General features: G+C 71.8%; 11 protein-coding genes. 5 read left to right on the top strand and 6 right to left on the bottom strand.

Annotation, left to right across the window (positions count from 1 at the left end; translation table 11 throughout):
• Nucleotides 1-64: 64 nt before the first annotated feature.
• Nucleotides 65-1177, bottom strand: a complete 1113-nt coding sequence (locus ABEB07_RS00055) for an ABC transporter substrate-binding protein (protein WP_345666444.1) — start codon at nt 1175-1177, stop codon at nt 65-67.
• Nucleotides 1178-1744: 567 nt separating this feature from the next.
• Between ABEB07_RS00055 and ABEB07_RS00050 the strand changes: the two genes are divergently transcribed.
• The 3 genes from ABEB07_RS00050 (at nt 1745) to ABEB07_RS00040 (ending at nt 9381) form a co-directional block, all read left to right on the top strand.
• Complete coding sequence (locus ABEB07_RS00050) at nt 1745-4288, top strand: beta-L-arabinofuranosidase domain-containing protein (RefSeq protein WP_345666443.1); 2544 nt, start codon at nt 1745-1747, stop codon at nt 4286-4288.
• 272 nt (nt 4289-4560) lie between these two features.
• Nucleotides 4561-7200: a PA14 domain-containing protein gene (locus tag ABEB07_RS00045; RefSeq protein WP_345666442.1), complete on the top strand. Its 2640-nt coding sequence runs from the start codon at nt 4561-4563 to the stop codon at nt 7198-7200.
• A 285-nt stretch (nt 7201-7485) separates the two neighbouring features.
• Nucleotides 7486-9381, top strand: a complete 1896-nt coding sequence (locus tag ABEB07_RS00040; protein WP_345666441.1) for an arabinofuranosidase catalytic domain-containing protein — start codon at nt 7486-7488, stop codon at nt 9379-9381.
• A gap of 73 nt (nt 9382-9454) precedes the next feature.
• Here ABEB07_RS00040 and ABEB07_RS00035 read toward each other — a convergent pair whose 3' ends face one another.
• Nucleotides 9455-10960: a glycoside hydrolase family 43 protein gene (locus ABEB07_RS00035; protein ID WP_345666440.1), complete on the bottom strand. Its 1506-nt coding sequence runs from the start codon at nt 10958-10960 to the stop codon at nt 9455-9457.
• A 215-nt stretch (nt 10961-11175) separates the two neighbouring features.
• Here ABEB07_RS00035 and ABEB07_RS00030 point away from each other — a divergent pair, with 215 nt between their 5' ends.
• Complete coding sequence (locus ABEB07_RS00030) at nt 11176-12186, top strand: LacI family DNA-binding transcriptional regulator (protein WP_345666439.1); 1011 nt, start codon at nt 11176-11178, stop codon at nt 12184-12186.
• A gap of 102 nt (nt 12187-12288) precedes the next feature.
• On the opposite strand, the gene ABEB07_RS00025 is transcribed toward ABEB07_RS00030, so the two are convergent.
• Entirely contained in the window at nt 12289-13059 is a 771-nt protein-coding gene (locus ABEB07_RS00025) for a maleylpyruvate isomerase N-terminal domain-containing protein (protein ID WP_345666438.1), read from the bottom strand.
• A 166-nt stretch (nt 13060-13225) separates the two neighbouring features.
• Entirely contained in the window at nt 13226-14938 is a 1713-nt protein-coding gene (locus ABEB07_RS00020; RefSeq protein ID WP_345666437.1) for an MFS transporter, read from the bottom strand.
• Nucleotides 14939-15140: 202 nt separating this feature from the next.
• Between ABEB07_RS00020 and ABEB07_RS00015 the strand changes: the two genes are divergently transcribed.
• Entirely contained in the window at nt 15141-15950 is an 810-nt protein-coding gene (locus ABEB07_RS00015; RefSeq protein ID WP_345666436.1) for a TetR/AcrR family transcriptional regulator, read from the top strand.
• Nucleotides 15951-15993: 43 nt separating this feature from the next.
• On the opposite strand, the gene ABEB07_RS00010 is transcribed toward ABEB07_RS00015, so the two are convergent.
• On the bottom strand, nt 15994-17757 hold the full coding sequence (locus ABEB07_RS00010) for an MFS transporter (RefSeq protein ID WP_345666435.1): 1764 nt from the start codon (nt 17755-17757) through the stop codon (nt 15994-15996).
• Nucleotides 17754-18227, bottom strand: a complete 474-nt coding sequence (locus tag ABEB07_RS00005; protein WP_425588924.1) for a MarR family winged helix-turn-helix transcriptional regulator — start codon at nt 18225-18227, stop codon at nt 17754-17756. Before ABEB07_RS00005 ends, ABEB07_RS00010 begins: the two co-directional genes overlap by 4 nt.
• Nucleotides 18228-18375: the final 148 nt, after the last annotated feature.

The following is an 18375-nucleotide window of genomic DNA, read 5'->3' as shown; positions in this document are numbered from 1 at the left end:
CGGCCGGGCCGGCCGGGGCCACGGCGTCACGGCCCGGCCCCGGCGCGCCCGGTGCGGTGCGGCCTCAGTACACGAGGCCCTGGTCGAGGGCCTGCTTGGCGTTGTCGGCGGTGAAGTGACCGTCCTTGATGATCACCTTGGGCTGGACGCCGGTGTCGCCGTAGAAGTCCTGCAACGCCTGGAAGGCCAGCGGGCCGAAGCGCGGGTTGGTCTCGATGTCGGAGACCATCTGGCCGGCGGCGACGTTCTTGACGGCCTGCTCGATGCCGTCGATGGAGACCACCTTGACGTCCTTGCCGGGCGTCTTGCCGGCCGACCGGACGGCCTGGATCGCGCCGAGCGCCATCTCGTCGTTCTCCGCGTAGACCGCGTTGATGTCGGAGTGCGACTGGAGCAGCTGCTCCATCACCTTCTGGCCGTCGGTCTGGGCGAAGTTGCCGGTCTGCGAGGCCACGATCTTCATCTTCGGGTACTTGGCCTTGGCCTGGTCCTGGAAGCCCTTGGTCCGGTCGGTGGTGACGTTGTTGCCGGGGGTGCCGGTCAGGATGGCGACATGGGCCTCGCCGCCGGTGGCGCCGGCCAGGTCGTCGGCCGCGATCTGCGCCTGGTGGTAGAAGTCGGAGCCGATGAAGGCCATGAAGTCCGTGCAGGCGCTGCCGCCGACGGTGCGGTCGATGGTGAGCACCGGGACCTTGGCGGCCTTGGCCTTGGCGAGGGCCGGACCGAGGCCGTCGGAGTTCTCCGGCGCCACGACGAGCACCTTGGCGCCCTGCGCGATCATGTCCTCGATCTGCGAGTTCTGCGCGTTGACGTCGGCGTTGGCGTTGCGCTGGATGAGCTTGACGCCCAGCTTCTTCGCCTGCTGCTCGATGCTCTTGGTCTCGGTCGCGCGGAACGGGTTGGAGGTGGACTCCGACTGCGAGAAGCCGACCACCGTCTTGCCGTCGGTGATGTCCAGCTTGGGGACACCGCCGCCGTAGGTCTTGTAGGTGCAGCCGGGGCCGGACGCGGAGGGCGAGGCGACCTGCTGCGAGGCGGCCGCGTTGTCGTTCGCGGCGGCCGAGGACTTGGAGTCGCCGCCGGAGTCGGACGAGTCCGACTTGGTGCATCCGGTGACGGCCAGGCACAGCCCGGCGGCCAGCACTGCGGCAGAGAAGGTCTTGGACTGGACGTTCACGCGCCGATCACATCCTCAACGGGGTGGACGAAGGGGGCGGGGCGGAAAAGGCGGGGGACCACCTGGGCCCCTCGAACGAAGGGTGCGGTGCCGACAGGCGGGCTTTTCAACGTTGTAGACATTGAGGGAACGTCAAACCGGATGTCAACCCGCGGTACGCAACCTTTCTGACGGCGGTTTCCCCGGGTCCGGGCGGCCACCGCACACCGGCCGTCCCGCCGCCGCCCGTGGCCCCGTGCGGCACTGACCGGGCCGTCAAATCCCTTCTGAGCAGCGGGATTTCCACGTTTTCCGAGGCCCCGGCGGGGAGCGCGAGAAGAATCGTGCACGGGGGTGGACACCCCGATCGGGGCTGTGCTGTCATGTGGCTGCTTTCGTTTACAACGTTGTTAGGTGCCCGTCACCGCCGAGGGCCGCGGCGCGGACGGGCCGAGCCGTCCACACCTCCGCGGCGGCCACCTGACGGGCCCGCCCCGGCGGCGGCGCACGCACGGCCGACGCGCCGTCAGGACCGCGCCCCGACACGGCCGCACCGCGCCTCCCGCCCCCCTCTTCGTGATCCCTCGCGTGAACCCCCACAAGCCCCGCACCCCGCTGGACACGGTCCCCGAACAGGAAGGGCAGTTCATGGAACGCCGCACGTTCCTGACCGGCTCCATGTCGGTCGCCGGCACCGTCGCCCTGGCCGGCGCCACCACACCCGCCCACGCCACCACCCCCACAGCCCCCACCGCCCCCACAGGCCCCGCCGCTCCGGACGCCGGCCGCCGCCCCCACTACACCGCCAACCGGGCTCCGCTGCGCCCGGAACCCTTCCTGCGGCTGCCGCCCGGCAGCATCACCCCGGGCGGCTGGCTGCGCACCCAGCTCGACCTGCAACTGGACGGACTGAACGGGCGGATGCCCGAGGTGTCCGACTATTTGGACCCGAAGACCAGTGGCTGGTCCGTCCCGGCCAACGACGGCTGGGAGGAACTCCCTTACTGGCTGCGCGGGTTCGGCGACCTCGGCTACGTCACCCAGGACGCCCGCGTGCTGGAGCTGACCCGCGCCTGGATCGACCGCGTCCTCGCCACCCGGCAGTCCGACGGCTTCTTCGGCCCCGCCCGGCTGCGCACCTCGCTGGGCGGCGGACCGGACTTCTGGCCGCACATGCCGGTCCTGGACGCGCTGCGCACCTGGCACGAGTTCAGCGGCGACGACCGGGTCCTGCCCACCCTGACCGGCTGGCTGAAGTTCCTGCACGCCCAGCCCGGCACGCTCTTCGGGCAGGGCTGGGGCGCCGCCCGCGTCGGGGACACCATCGACACCGCCTACTGGGTCTACAACCGCACCGGCGAGGACTGGCTGCTCGACCTGGTCCGCACGATGCACACCCACAGCGCCGACTACACCCATACCATCCCGACCTGGCACAACGTCAACCTCGCCCAGGGCTTCCGGGAACCCGCCCAGTACGGCGTCCTGGCCGGCGACGACTCCTTCCTCGCCGCCACCCGGCGCGTCTACGACACCGTCATGAACGCCTACGGCCAGTTCCCCGGCGGCGGATTCGCCGCCGACGAGAACGCGCGCCCCGGCTACCACGACCCGCGCCAGGGCTTCGAGACCTGCGGCATCGTCGAGTTCATGCACAGCCACCAGCTGCTCGCCCGGATGACCGGGGACACGGTGTGGGCCGACCGCTGCGAGGACCTCGCCCTCAACATGCTGCCCGCCGCCTTCGACCCGCTCCAGAAGGGCACCCACTACGTCACCGCGGCCAACGGCGTCCAGCTGGACAACGTTGCCAAGAGCCACGGCCAGTTCGACAACTCCTTCGCCATGCAGGCGTACATGCCCGGCGTCCACCAGTACCGCTGCTGCCCGCACAACTACGGCATGGGCTGGCCGTACTACGCCGAGGAGATGTGGCTCGCGAGCGTCGACGGCGGGCTGTGCGCCTCGCTGTACGGAGAGTCCAGCGTCCGCGCGAAGGTCGGCGACGGCACCACCGTGACCGTCACCGAGCACACCGAGTACCCCTTCCAGGACACCGTCACCTTCAAGGTGTCCACACCGCGCGCCGTCTCCTTCCCGCTGTACCTGCGCGTCCCCGGCTGGTGCGGGAAACCCTCGGTCACCCTCGGCGGCCTGCCCGCCGACGTGCGGCGCAGCGGCGGCCACCTCGTCCTGGACCGCCGCTGGCACGACGGCGACACACTGGTGCTGCGGCTGCCGATGCGGACGACGGTGCGCACCTGGGGCGCCAACGACGACTCCGTCTCCGTCCACCACGGCCCGCTCGCCTACTCCCTGCGCATCGAGGAGACCTGGCAGCGCTCCGGCGGCACCGACGCCTGGCCGGAGTACGAGGTGCGTCCCGCCTCGCCCTGGAATCACGCGCTGGAGCTGGACCCGCGCGACCCCGCCCGCTCCCTGGTCGTGGAACGCACCCGAGCCCACGCCGCCAACCCCTTCACCCCGGACGGCACACCGGTCCGCATCCGGGCCAGGGGCCGCAGGCTGCCCGGCTGGACCACCGACGACCAGGACGTCCTCGCCCCGCTCCAGCCGGGCCCCGCCCGCACCACGCGGCCGGTGGAACGGCTCACCCTGATCCCGGCCGGCGCCGCACGGCTGCGCATCACCTCCTTCCCGACCGCCGCCACCTCGGCCAAGGCGCGCGAATGGGCGGCCGTCACCGCCTCGTTCAGCGGCGTCGACAGCCCGCAGGCGCTGCTCATGAACGCCGCCGTCGAGCCGTCCGGCTCCTACGACCAGACGGTGCCGCGCTTCACCTGGTGGGACCGCACCGGCACCGAGGAGTGGGTGCGGTACACCTACGCCGAACCCGTCCGCGTCGGCGCGGTGTCGGTGTACTGGTACGACGACACCGGACACGGCGCCTGCCGCGTCCCCACGTCCTGGCGGCTGGAGTACCTGGCCGCGGACGGCGGTTGGCGACCGGCCGGCGCGGACGCCGAGCACGGCACCGCCGCCGACCGCTTCAACCGGGTCGCCTTCCCCGCCGTGACCACCACCGCCCTGCGCGTCACCGCGCAGCTGAAGACCGGTTTCTCCGGCGGCCTGCTGGCCTGGCGCACCGAGCCGGACGGCCCGGACGCCTGACCACGCGACCGAAGCACCGAGCCCCGACGCGCCCCAGTCCGGCGCATCGAGCCCGACGCGCCCCAGTCCGGCGCATCGAGCCCGACGCGCCCAGTCCGGCGCACCGAGCCGGACGCCTCCGACGCGGCGCACGGACTCCGACGGCCCGAGCCCGACGGCCCCGGACCCGAGGTCCGCGCGCCCGCCGGAGAACCCCCGAGGGCCTGCCACCGATCCCCGGCAGAGCCGCCCGGCAGCCCCTCACACCGCTCCGAACGAAAGGTGAACCCCCTTTGAGTCCCGGAAGAAACCGCACCCCGCTGTCCCGCCCCCTGGCCGCCCTCGCCCCGCTGCTGCTCGGCGCGGCGCTTCTCACCCCGGCCACCCTCGCGCACGCGGCCCCGGCCGCCGAGGCCGCCCCGAGCGTCACCGCGCAGGGACTGCGCAGCGACTGCTACCTCAGCTCCGACAGCACCTCACTGGACTTCGCCACCTACACCAGCAGCGGGATCCAGCCCTCCCTGAACGTCAAGGACCTGCTGCCGACCCTGCGCAGCTGCGCCGGCTCCACCCTGAACGTCGCCGTGCACTGGACCGGCGAGCTGGACGTGCCGACCGGGGGGTCGTACACGTTCTACATCAAGGGTGACAACGGCTTCCGCATGTCGCTCGACGGCGCCAGTGTCATCGACCACTGGACCACCGACTGGGACGTGCAGACCCAGTCCCAGCCCGTCACCCTGACCGCCGGGGAGCACCAGCTCTCCTTCGACTACAACCAGGGCAACGGCGGCGCCTACATCCAGACCGAGTGGTCGGGCCCCGGCATCGACCGCCAGCCCGTCCCCGACTCCGCCCTGCACCTGCCCGACGACTACGCGCCGCTCGACCTGCACAGCACGGTCGACACCACCGGCCGCAAGGCCGTCGTGCAACTGCCCGGCAAGGTCGCCGCGCTGCCCGCGGACCTCACCAAGCACCTGTCGGTGATCGCCGGCGGCCGGCGCTGGTCCCCGACCGTGACCACCGACCCCGCCGACCGCTCCAAGCTGGTCCTCACCGCCGCCGAGGACGACACCCCGGCGGCCATGAAGTCCGAGGTCCGCGTCAGCTACGACGGCCAGGGCGGACTGACCACCGCCGCCGGTCCGCTCGGCGTGTTCGCCAGCGTGGCGCAGAACAACTCCACCTGGTACTTCGCGACCAAGTGGGCCAAGGACGTCTCCCCGTCCAACGCGCTGCCCGACTACCCGCGTCCGCAGCAGACCCGCAAGCAGTGGGCCAACCTCAACGGCACCTGGCAGTTCCAGGGGACCACCGAGGCCGCCGCGCTGCCCAAGGGCCGGCTGAGCGGCAAGATCCTGGTGCCCTACCCGATGGAGGCGCCGCTGTCCGGCGTCGCCGAGCACCACGACTGGTCGCTGTACCAGCGCACCTTCAAGGTCCCGGCCGGCTGGCGGGTCGGCTCGGGCAACCGGCTGCACCTCAACTTCGGCGCGGTCGACTACGAGGCCTGGGTCTACGTCAACGGCAAGCAGGTCGCCCACCACCTCGGCGGCTACGAGGCGTTCACGGCGGACATCACCGACGCCGTCACCCGCCACGGCGACCAGACGGTGCTGCTGAAGATCAAGGACACCACCGACTCCTCCCAGCAGGCCACCGGCAAGCAGTCCAGCGACCCGAGCGGCATCTGGTACACCCCCACCTCCGGCATCTGGCAGACCGTGTGGCTGGAACCGGTGCCCGAGGAGAGCGTCGACTCGCTGGTGCTCACCCCGAACCTGAACGACGGCACCCTGTCCGTCACGGTGCGCCCGAGCGCCGGTACCCAGCGCACGGCCCGCGTCACCGCGACCGCGTACGACGGCCACAAGCGCGTCGGCTCGGTCTCCGGTGCCGCCGGCGCCGCCCTGCGGCTGCGCATCCCGCACCCGAAGCTGTGGAGCCCGGACAACCCCTTCCTCTACGACCTGAAGGTCACCCTCGACGACGGCCGCTCGCACGACAGCGTCGGCTCCTACTTCGGCATGCGGTCGATCTCCGTCGGCAAGGTCGGCGGCGTCAACAAGATCGAGCTCAACGGCAAGCCCACCTTCCTGCTGTCCACCCTGGACCAGGGCTTCTGGCCCGACGGCGTCTACACCGCGCCGACGGACGCCGCGCTCAAGTCCGACCTCCAGCTGCACAAGCAGCTCGGCTTCAACGCCGTGCGCAAGCACATCAAGGTGGAGCCGGCCCGCTGGTACTACTGGGCCGACAAGCTCGGCCTGATGGTCTGGCAGGACATGCCCAGCCGCAACACCGACAAGGCGAGCGCGGCGAGCAACGAGGAGTTCGCCAAGGAGGTCCACGAGATCGTGGACCAGCACATCAGCAGCCCCTCCATCGTCATGTGGACCATGATGAACGAGGGCTGGGGCGAGCAGAGCAAGCAGTCCACCGGTGAACTCGCCGACGCCGTCAAGCAGCAGGACCCGGCGCGCCTGGTCGACGCCCACTCGGGAGTCAACTGCTGTGCGTCCAAGGGCGATTCGGGCCGCGGTGACGTCATCGACCACCACCTCTACCACGGGCCGGCCAACCCCGCCCCGGACGCCGCCCGGGCGGCCGTCGACGGCGAGCACGGCGGCTACTCGCTCACCATTCCCGGGCACATCTCCGGTACCGCGGGCGGCCAGGACTACGGCGACGGCCCCACCGACATCGCCGCGATGACCAAGACGTACGTGGAGAACACCAGCCAGCTCATCCCGAACGCCGCCGCCGGGCTCTCCGGCTCGGTCTACACCCAGATCAGCGATGTGGAGGGCGAGCTCAACGGCCTGATCACCTACGACCGCGCGGTCCTGAAGGTCTACCCCGACCAGGTCAGGGACATCAACCGCCGGCTCATCGCGGCCGGCGCCGCTGCGGGCACGACGGCGCCCTGACAGCGCCCTGACGGCGGCCGCGAGCCGGCACGCCGCCCTCAGGGGCCCGGTACCCACCGGGCCCCTGAGGGCTGCCCGGCATCGGTCCGGACCAAGGTGCGGTGCCTAACAGAAGGCAACAGATCCGGACGTGTCTCCGGCGGCTAAAGAAAAGTTAAGCAACAAATATTGACGCGATCGACCCGTGCGCGTAACTTCCCGGCGAAGGTGTCGAGCGGCGTGAACTCTGCCGCCGCCTCGGCAGGTTGAGCTCCATTCCCCTCCCCACAGTCACGGGAGCACACCATGCGCAGAGCAAGATCCACCGCCGCGCGAACCAGCGGGCGGCCCATCACGGGAAGGGCGGCCCGCCGCCCCCTCCGGCACCTGCTGTCCGCCCTGGCGGCCCTCGGCCTCGTCCTCGGCGCCCTGATCGCCTTCCCCGCCGTGTCGCAGGCGGCCGGCTCGCTGCCGTGCGACGTCTACGGCTCGGCCGGCACCCCCTGCGTCGCCGCGCACAGCACCACGCGCGCCCTGCTGTCGTCCTACAACGGCCCCCTCTACCAGGTCACACGTGCCTCCGACGGGGCCCGCGCCGACATCGGACTGCTGGCCCCCGGGGGCTACGCCAACGCCGCCCAGCAGGACGTGTTCTGCCAGAACACCACGTGCCGCATCTCCAAGGTCTACGACCAGACCGCGCGCCACAACGACCTCACCCCCGGCCCGGCCGGCACCGCCGGCATGGGCGCCGACCGCGGCGCCGACGCCGGTGAGATCGCGGTGACGGCCGGCGGGCACAAGGTCTACGGCATCTGGATCTCCCCGGGCGTCGGCTACCGCTACACCGGTGTGGCCTCCGGCGTCGCCGTCAACGGCCAGCCCGAGGGCGCCTACATGGTGGCCTCCGGCACCCATGTCGGCTCCGACTGCTGCTTTGACTACGGCAACGCCGAGAGCACCCCGGCCGACACCGGCAACGGCCACATGGACGCCGTTTCCATCGCCACCACTTGCTACTTCGCACCGTGCACCGGTTCCGGCCCTTGGATCGAGGCCGACCTGGAGAACGGCATGTTCCAGGGCGACAACGGCTCCAACACCGCCAACCGCGGCAACAACAGCCCCTTCGTCACCGCCGTGCTGAAGAACGACGGACAGACCAAGTACGCCCTCAAGGGCGGCAACTCCCAGACCGGCGCCCTGACCACCTGGTGGGACGGCGGACTGCCCACCCGCGGCGGCTACAAGCCCATGCACCAGGAGGGCGGCATCATCCTGGGCACCGGCGGCGACAACAGCAACTGGAACCGGGGCACCTTCTTCGAGGGCGTCATGGTCGCCGGCTACCCGAGCGACGCCGCCGAGAACGCCGTCCAGACCAACATCGTCTCCGTCGGCTACGCCGGCCGGACGGACGTGCCCAACGGCCCGCAGGGCACCGTCACCGGACCCGGCGGCAAGTGCGTCGACGTGGCCGCCGACGACACCGGCGTCAACGGCACCGCCGTCAACCTGTGGGACTGCCAGACCTGGGCCGAGGACCAGCACTGGCAGCACAACGCCGACGGCTCCCTGAGCACCATCGGCCGCTGCCTGGACATCGAGGGCAACGGCACCGCCAACGGCGCCAAGGTCGAGCTGTGGGACTGCAACGGCGTCGGCGGCCAGAAGTGGGTCCAGCAGGCCGACGGTTCGCTGCGCAACCCGCAGTCGGGCCGCTGCCTGGACTCGCCGAGCGGTGCCACCGCCAACGGCACCCGGCTCCAGATCTGGGACTGCAACGGCGCCGCCGCGCAGAAGTTCTCCGTCAACGGCGGCGCCCCGGTCGCCGCGCCCGGCGGCAAGTGCCTCGACGTGGCCGCCGACGACAGCGGCGTCAACGGCAGCGCGGTCCAGCTGTGGGACTGCCAGTCCTACGCCGTCGACCAGCACTGGTCCCACAACGCCGACGGCTCGCTGCGTTCGCTCGGCCGCTGCCTGGACATCAACGGCAACGGCACCGCCAACGGCACCGAGGTCGAGCTGTGGGACTGCAACGGCGCCGGCGGCCAGAACTGGCAGCAGCGCGCGGACGGTTCCCTGTTCAACCCGCAGTCGGGCCGCTGCCTGGACTCGCCGAACGGCGCCACCGCCAACGGCACCCGGCTGCGCATCTGGGACTGCAACGCCTCGGCGGCACAGAAGTTCACGCTGAGCTGACCCGGCCTCCGGCAACGGGGAGGGGGTGCGGGACCGGTCTCCGGTCCCGCACCCCCCTCTTGTGCTGCTGGGCTCAGTCGACGTACACCTCCGCCCGGTCGACGCTGACGAACGACGCCCCGGACTGCCCGTCGTGCTCGCCCGTCACCCGCACCCGCAGGGTGTGCTGCCCGTAGGACAGGCGCGGGCTGAGGTACTGGAGCGTCTCGCCGGTGCGGATCGCGCCGTAGTAGTCGAGACGCTGCTCGGCGCCGCCGTCGATGCTGAGCGCCGCGTAGCCGTTGCCGGTGTCGCGGACGGACAGCAGGGCGATCCGGGTGCCGGTGAAGGTGTACGTGGCGGTGTTCCCGGCCCGGTCGCTCCAGTGGTCGTCGCCCCAGAAGCACTGCGCGGCACACCCGGTGCCGGAGTTCCAGGCGCCGGTGTAGGCGACGGTGCCGGCGCCGTTGGAGCGGCCGTCGTCGTTGATCCAGTAGCCGCCCGGTCCGGGGTCGCCGGACGGGAGGTCCTGGGTGGCGCCGGTCGCGAGCGGGACGCCGAGGTTCGGACTGCCGTCGGCGTTCCAGCCGATGCGCTGCGCGCGGGTGGTGCGGTCCGAGTAGGTGAACACCGAGGTGGTCTTGGCGTGGTAGACGATCCAGTCCTGGGTGCCGTCGGGCGACCGGAAGAAGGCGTGGTGGCCGGGTCCGAAGACGCCGTGGTCGTCGGCGCGGGAGAACACCGGGCCCTGGCGCTGCGTCCAGTTGCCCGGCACCAGCGGGTCGGCGGTGGACGGCAGCGACATCATCCACACCTGGTAGTCCGGCTTCCCGGTGTCGCAGGTGGAATACGTCATCCAGGTGCGGCCATTGCGATACAGGAACTCCGGCCCCTCGCGGACCTCGGGGCAGCCGCCGGCCGCGTTGATCGCCACGGCGTCGCCCGAGACGGTGTACGGGTTCGACAGGGGCGCGATGTTGAGACCGTTGTGCTGGTAGGCGTTGATGCCGCTGTAGGCCAGGTAGAGGCGGCCGTTGTGCTGGAGGATGCCGGGGTCGATGGCGAAGTCGGCGGCGTGGTTGGGCGGCGCCAGCTTCGCCTTGAAGTGGTACGGCCCGGCCGGGTCGTCGCGGTCGGACTCGGCGACGTAGATCCGGTGGTGGTCGTCGGTGCCGTCGTCGGCGGTGTAGTAGAGGTACCAGCGGTCGCCGAAGCGGTAGAACTCCGGCGCCCACACGTCCCGGTCGCGGGAGGCGTCGGTGTCGGTCCACACGGTGACGGGGTCGGCGGTGAGCAGGGTGCTCAGGGACGGCGAGCGCCACATGCGGGTGCTGCCGCCCTGGGTGGTGGTGAGGTAGTAGTTCCCGTTCCAGTACGTCATGAACGGGTCCGGGCCGGTGTTGAGCGGGTTGCGGAACGTGCCGGTGGCGGCGGCCTGCTGGGCCGCGGACCGGATCGCCGGCCGCTCCGTCTGGGCCGCGGCGGCCGGGGTGGGCCGTACGGCGCTCAGCGCGGCGAGGACCAGCCCGAGCACGGCCAGCACGCCGAACAGGCGTCGCGGGCTCGGTCGGGGCACGGTCGTGCGGGATTGCGTGCGCATGAGGGACTCCTTCTGCGGGAGCGCTTTCGCACAGGGGCGGGGGGACGGGGCGTGTTCGGCACGGGGCCGAGGTGGCGCTTTGCATCGTTGTAATGCCGACGGTGCGTCACCGTAGGGAGGCGCTGACGAGGCGTCAAGGCGTCCGTGCCGAGTCTGGCCGAGGCTTGCCAGGGCGCGGCCGTGCCCCGTATAACGTTGGAAAGGGGAGGAACATCGTGCGGGTCAGCCTGAAGGACGTCGCGTTGCACGCGGGCGTCTCCATCAAGACCGTCTCCAACGTGGTCAACGACCAGCCCCATGTCACTCCCACCATGCGGGCGCGGGTGCAGAAGTCCATCGACGAGCTGGGCTACCGCCCCAACCTCACCGCCCGGCACCTGCGCAAGGGCCGCACCGGGATCGTCGCCCTCGCCCTGCCCGAACTGGGCAACCCCTACTTCGCCGAACTGGCCGCCGAGGTCGTCGACGCGGCGGCCGAGCACGACTACACCGTCCTGCTCGACCACACCGGCGGCCGTCGGGACCAGGAGACCCTGGTCAGCCAGGGCTTTCGCGCCCGGGTGATCGACGGGCTGATCCTGAGCCCCATCGAGCTGGAGGCGGAGGACCTGCGCGAGCGCTCCGCACAGGTCCCGCTCGTCCTGCTGGGCGAACGCGAGTACGACCTTCCGTACGACCACATCTCCATCGACAACGTCGCCGCCGCCCGCGAGGCGGTGCGCCATCTGATCTCCCTGGGGCGGCGGGAGATCGCCTTCCTGGGCGCTCGCCGGGGGCGGAGCCAGCCGGCGTACCTGCGGCTGCGCGGCTGGCGGGAGGCGCTGGACGCCGCCGGGCTCGTCGCCGACCACCGGCTGGTGGCGGCCACCGACGGCTGGGGCCACGCCGACGGAGCGGCGGCCATGGCCCGTCTGCTGGACGCCGGGCACCGGCCGGACGCGGTCTTCGCCTACAACGACCTCATCGCCATCGGCGCGATGCGCGTCCTGTCGGAGCGGGGGCTGCGGATCCCCGAGGACGTCGCCGTGGTCGGCTTCGACGACGTGGTGGAGGGCCGGTTCGGCGCCGTCACCCTCACCTCGGTCTCCCCCGACAAGGCGTCCATCGCCCGGATGGCCGTCGAGTCGGTGCTGTCCCAGCTGAACGGCGCCCCCCGCCATCAGGCCCGCCGCATCCACGCCGGTTACTCCCTGGTCCAGCGGGAGAGCACCCTCGGCCGCGAGTGAGGAGCCGGCCCGGCGGATGAGGAGCCGGCCCACCGTATGAGGGGGCGTCGTACCACCGGCGCGGCCGGTGGCCGGGTGGCCGGGTGGCGGCTCCCGCTCGTCTCAGTAGCCGCTGAGCAGGGCCCGCACCCGGCGCAGGGCCTCGGGTCCGGCGTCACTGTGCCAGCGCGACGGGTCGGCGGGGCGTCGCCCCCACAGCAGCAGCACCCGTACGGCCGCGTCGCTCTCGATGGTGGCGGGGCCCTCGGGTGCGACCAGCCGGATGCCGGTGCCCTCGGCGTCGGCGGTCACGACGACGTCGTCCATGCCCGGGGTGCGCAGCCGCCCCTCCACCCGTCCCTCGGGTCCCAGGTCCAGACCGGCACTGCCGCGCGCCAGCAGCGGCCGGCCGACCGACACCACGCTGTGCTCCGTCATCCACGGCTCGTTGAGCGCCTGTACGGCGGTCCGGTCGTCGCCGGTCAGGTCCCAGCGGTGCAGGATCAGCTCCTCGCGCAGGTGCTCCGCGAAGAAGGGCGCCGTCACGGTCCGGCCCGTCCACCTCACCTCCGTGTCGGGTGACAGGTCGCGCGCGGCGGCCGCGGCGACCTCGGTGAGCCGTTCGCAGCGGTCGAGGAAGGCCGTCCACAGTTCGGCGTCGGACATCCGCCGGTAGGGGGCCTCCCGCTCGAAGCCCCGCGTCTCCACCGGCTCGGCCGCGAGGAACGCCTGGAGCACCCGGGCCAGTTCCTCGGCGTTGCCCGTCTGGTGGACCAGGACGTCCCGCACCGTCCACGCCTCGCACCACGTGCCGTCGTCGGGGCGCCGTGCCTGGACCGCGTGGACGAAGGGCGCCAGCTCCGGCAGGGTCTCCTCGACCCGGGAGGGAATCATGTGCGATGGGTATCCCGACCGGCCCGCCCGCCAAACCAGCGCCCCCGGGGGGCATGGCGAGCGGGACATGTGCCCCCCGGGGCGGATCGCGCCCCGTTCGCCGTGCCCGGCTGGGCGGCTCCTCCGCCGCCGCCCAGCCGTCCCGCGCACCGACCCGCCTCAGGGCTCAGTGCCCCGCGGAATCCTCCGGACGGGCGTGGCGCGGGAGGAGGAAGGCGAGCAGGAAGGTCAGGGCGAGCATGCCGTCCACGATCCACAGCACCGTCTGCATCACCGAGCCGAAACCGCTCCGGAAGGCCGACGAAGCGGTGTCCTGGAGCGCGGCGGGTATGCGGGCGGCGTCCTGGGGCGACGTCACGGCGGACCGGGTGTCCTTCTCCAGGCGGGCACAGGAGGCCGGGGTCGCGGCCGGGTCCTTGGCCACGGCGCGGTCGGAGGCGCAGGTGCGCAGATCCGCCACGATGCGGTCCCGGGCGGCGGGCGCGACGTGCGCGGCGGTCAACCGGCTGCGCAGGTCGTCGGAGTGGTGGTCGACCGCGTCGGCTATTCCGCCGCCCAGCAGGCCGAAGAACACGGTGCCGAGCAGCGCCACGCCGAAGGCCCCGCCGAGCTGCTGGACCGCGGTCATCGTGCCGGACGCGGAACCCGTCTCGTGCTGTTCGACGCTGGCGAGCACGATGTTGAAGAACGGCGCCATGAGCAGGCCCATGCCGATACCGGTGACCAGCAGCGACGGCAGGAGCTGCCAGGGGCCGACGCCGCCGCCCACCTGGTCGAGGGTCAGCCACACGCCGAACACGCCGACCGCCATGACCAGGGTGCCCGCCTGGAGGACGGCCCGGCCGAACTTGGCCACGCCCTGGGCGATGCCGAAACCGACGATCATGCCGCCGGACCAGGGCACCATCACCAGGCCCGCCTTGAGCGGCGAGTAGCCGAGGCCGATCTGGGTGTAGAGGTTGAAGACCAGCATGAAGCCCTGCATGGTCGAGAAGAAGACCAGTCCGAGGGTCATGCCGCCGCTGAATCCGCGCTTGCGGAACAGGCTCGGGATGACCAGCGGGTCCAGGCCGGCCCTGCTGCGCCGCGACTCGTAGGCGCCGAAGGCGATGAAGACGGCCACCGAGGCGGCCATCATCACGAACGTCCACACGGGCCAGTCGTACTCCCGGCCCTGGACCAGCGGGAAGATGATGAGCAGCGCGGCCAGCGAGATCAGGATCATGCCGGGGATGTCCAGGCGCGGCTTGTCGCCGGAACGGCCCCTGGGCAGGAAGCGCAGGGCGCCGAGGAGGGCGGCGGCGCCGAGCGGCAGGTTGATGAGGAAGATCATCCGCCAGCCGGTGCCGAAGTAGTCGGCGTCCACGAGCCAGCCCGCCAGGATCGGCCCGCAGACCGCGGACAGCCCCATGACCGGGCCGAACAGGCCGAACGCCTTCTGGGACTCCTTCGGCGGGAACATCTCCTTGATCATGCCGAGGCCCTGCGGCAGCATCACCGCGCCGAACAGGCCCTGCACGACGCGCGCGCCGATCAGCATCTCGGGCGACACGGCCGTCGCGCACAGCAGTGATCCGACGGTGAAGCCGGCGGCCCCGATCAGGAACATCCGGCGGCGCCCGTGTATGTCCCCGAGCCGCCCTCCGGTGACGAGCCCGACGGCCATCGAGAGGGTGTACGCGGCGGCGAGCCACTGGAGTGTGGAGGCGCCGCCGCCGAGGTCGGCCCGCATGGCGGGGCCGGCGATGTTCGTGACGACGGCGTCGAGGAGATCCATCACCTCGGCCGCCAGGATCACGAAGAGCGCGGCCCAGCGCCACCGGTAGGGCGCTGGTGAGTCGGTGGGCGTCTCGGCGGACGCGACGCCGGTGGTGGACATCGGAATGACTCCTCGTGGGACGGGTGACAGTCGGAGAACGGTGTTCACCGTAGCAGAACACCGCTCACTGAGAGAACGACGTTCATCAAGATATAGCGCAACTGTCCGGCCGGGACAAGATATATCGCGTGCTGTTCACTCGTGCGGGCGCGCGTCCCCCTCAGAGGAGAACACTGTTCTCCGAACGCCTAGACTGGCTCCCATGAACGACGCGGCCGCCCACACCCCCGCATCCCCTCCGCCGACCCCCTGGGAGCGCGGACGCCCGGCCCGCGCCCGGGTGTCGGCGCGCACGCCGCTGTCACGCGAGCGCGTCGTGGAGGCGGCCCTCACCGTGCTGGACCGGCAGGGGCTGGACGGCCTGTCGATGCGTCAGGTGGCGGCCGAACTGGGGGTCACGGTCTCCGCCCTCTATGCCCACGTCCGCTCCAAGGACGACCTGCTGGAGCTGATGTACACCCGGCTGTTCGACGGCGCCGCCCTGCCCGAGCCCGACCCCGAGCGGTGGCAGGAGCAACTGCGGGACTACGCCCGCACCGGACGCGAGCGCCTGCTCTCGCACCGGGACATGGCCAGGATCTCCATGGCCTACGCCCCCTTCACGGCCGAACTGCTGCCGCACGTCGAGGCGTTCCTCGGCCTGCTGCGGACCGCCGGGCTGCCCGACCGCATCGCGGCGGAGGCCGGCGACCTCATCTCCACCTACATCGACGGGTTCGTCCTGGGCGAGACCATGTGGCGGGAACGGGCCGCCGAGGCGGCCGGTGAGGACGCCGAGGACGCCTCTGACCACCCCGACGTGAACGGGATGGCCGCGGAGATGCAGGACTACTTCGCGTCGCTGCCCGAGAGCGACTTCCCCCATCTGCACGCCCTGGCCGGCCTGATGGTGACGGACTCCGCCGACGAACGGTTCGGCATCGGCGTGGAGATCATCCTGCGCGGCCTGGCGAGCTACCTGCCGGACGCGGCGGCCGGCCGAAGGGTTCCGAGCGAGCCCGATCACGACTGACCGGATCCGATCCCGGCCGATCGGCCCTGGCCGATCGGCCGGATCAGATCCCGCTGCCGCGCAGCTCCGCCAGGCTGTCCTCGGTCAGCGGGCGGGGCGTGTGCTCCGCGTCGACGAGGACGACGGTGCACTCGGCGGTGTGGGCGAGCGCGGTGGTGAAGCTGCCGTCGGTGAACTGCGCGACGGGCCCGCGCGGCGAGCGGCCCACGGCGACCACGCGGGCGTGGACGTCCGCCGCGTGCCGGGCCAGGGCCCGGCCGGCGGCGGCGTGGTCGCCGACGCTGGTCAGTATCCGGCCGCTGGCGGCCACTCCGGCGGCGGCGAGCCGGTCGAGGTGGGCGGTGACGGCCGCCTTCGCCCCATCGGAGGACTCGACGTCGACGGCCTGCTCCTCCACGACGGCCGTCTGCTGGACGTGGACGACCTCCAGCGGGCTGCCGCTGTCGCGGGCGATCCGCGCGGCCGCGTCGACGATGGCCTCGGCCCGGTCATGGGCGCCGACGGCGACGATGACGGGCGGCACGTCGGCCGGTACGGGCGCGCCGACGGCGGTGAGCGACGGCTCCACGGGCTCCGGCCCGGGGGTGTGCTGCTCCGCCTTCCGCAGCAGCCCGTGCCCGCTGGCCAGCACCGGGATGGCGAGCACGAAGGTGGCGGCGCCGACGTAGAAGGGGACGCTCAGGTCGGTGGCGTCGGCGAGCTTGCCGGCGACGTAGGGTGCCAGACCGCCGCCGATGAACCGCAGGAAGCCGTACGCGGAGGAGGCCACCGGGCGCTCGACCGGGGAGACGAGCATGACGGCCTGGGTGGTGAGGGTGTTGTTGATGCCGATGAACGCGCCGCTGACGACGACCGCGACGATGACGGTCGTGGGCGAGGCGACACCGGCGGCGATGACGGCCATGACGATGCCGAGGCCCAGCAGGTTGGCGTACAGGACCGGGGCGGTGCCGTAGCGGGCCTGGAGCCGCGGGGCGACGAACACGCTGAAGGCGGCGACCAGCAGGCCCCAGCCGGTGAAGACCAGACCGAGCTGATGGGCGCTCAGCTTCATCGGGTACGGCGCGTAGCCGAGCATCGTGAAGAAGCCCCAGTTGTACAGCAGGGCCATGATGCCCATGGTCAGCAGGCCGCGGTGGCGCAGCGCCCTGAGCGGGGCGACGGGCGAGGTCGGGCGCGCTGGCTTGGGCAGCGAGGGGACGAAGACGAGGGTGGCGACCAGAGCCACGGCCATGAGTACGGCGACGCCGAAGAACGGGCCGCGCCAGCTGATCGCGCCCAGTTCGCCGCCGAGCAGCGGACCGACGGCGATGCCGAGGCCGAGCGCGGTCTCGTACAGGATGATCGCCCCGGCGAAGCCGCCGCTGGCGGAGGCGACGATCACGGCCAGGGAGGTGGCGATGAACAGGGCGTTGCCCAGGCCCCAGCCGGCCCGGAAGCCGACGATGCCGTTGATGGAGTCGGTGCTGCCCGCCAGGGCGGCGAAGACGACGATCACGGCCAGACCTATGACGAGTGTGCGCTTGGCGCCGAACCGGCTGGAGAACCAGCCGACGAACAGCATCGCCACGGCGGTGACGATCAGGTAGCTGCTGAACAGCAGCGAGACCTGGCTCGGCGTGGCGTGCAGGCTCTCGGCCAGGGCGGGCAGGATCGGGTCGACCAGACCGATGCCCATGAACGAGATCACGCAGGCGAACGCCACGGCCCAGACGGCCTTCGGCTGCTTGAAGGGGCTGACCGCCTCTCCACGCGGTGCACTCGCCTCTCCACGCGGTGCACTCGCCTCTCCGTGCGGTGTAGTCATGGCCGCTTCTCTCCGGTCGTGTGGGTGACGGGGACGGTGGAACGGTCCTGGACGGCGCGGGCCAGGGCCGGCAGCGCGAGCCGCACCGCGTCCTGTTCCGGTTCCGTCAGCTGTTCGACGAGTTGCCGCAGGGCGTCGGCGCGCTCGGCCCGCCGCCGACGGAACACTTCGAGGCCGGTGTCGGTGGCCGCCACCAGGACGCCCCGGCCGTCGGTGCGGTCGGCGGTGCGCCGCACCAGTCCGGCCCGCTCCATGCGGGTGACGAGCTGGGTCATGTTCGGCTGCGAGACGTTCTCGGCGCGGGCCAGCTCGGTGAGCCGCTGCGGCCCCTCGCTGCCCAGCCGGCCCAGCGCGGAGGAGGCCGCGGTGCTCAGGCCGCCGGCGGTGGCGCTGCGACGTACGTACCGGACCAACCGCTCCACGGCGAGCATCAGCTCCTCGGAGGCCGCGTCGCCAGGTGCAGAGTCCATAACCCGCTTATGCATAAGCGCATTATGCATCTACGTGTACGGTGAAGCAAAGACCGTGGCGAAGACTGTGGCAAAGACCGAGGCGCCCGGCCGGTTCGCTGTCGCGGGTCGGCCGGGCGCCTCGTCTGTCACGCCGGGGTGGGGGTCA

The sequence above is a fragment of the Streptomyces similanensis genome, assembly GCF_039543625.1.
Taxonomy (GTDB): Bacteria; Actinomycetota; Actinomycetes; order Streptomycetales; family Streptomycetaceae; genus Streptomyces; species Streptomyces similanensis.
Note: the sequence above shows the minus strand (reverse complement) of the source record. Positions and strands in the feature narration are given on the sequence as shown.